General features: G+C 57.6%; 1 pseudogene. It reads left to right on the top strand.

Going from position 1 to position 217, the window contains the following annotated elements:
* Positions 1 to 165, top strand: a pseudogene (locus B7449_RS20155) (IS701 family transposase); the annotation flags it as partial.
* Positions 166 to 217 lie beyond the last annotated feature (52 nt).

Below are 217 nucleotides of genomic sequence, written 5' to 3'. Positions count from 1 at the left end.
GCCAAAAACGAATTCGGCCTCGATCACAATGAAACCCGCTCCTGGCACGGCTGGCATCGTCACGTATCCCTTGTCATGCTGGCCTATGCCCTGATGGCCGGGGTCAGGGCACAGGCAAACGACAGGTCTCCCAAAAAAAGACCAGCGAACCCGTACCAAGTCTGATCCGGTGGTCCATTCAGGAAATCCGGCGTCTTATCGTCAGGCTGACCCAGCG

Origin of the sequence: Komagataeibacter intermedius TF2 (genome assembly GCF_000964425.1) — a bacterium.
GTDB lineage: Bacteria > Pseudomonadota > Alphaproteobacteria > Acetobacterales > Acetobacteraceae > Komagataeibacter > Komagataeibacter intermedius.
Note: the sequence above shows the minus strand (reverse complement) of the source record. Positions and strands in the feature narration are given on the sequence as shown.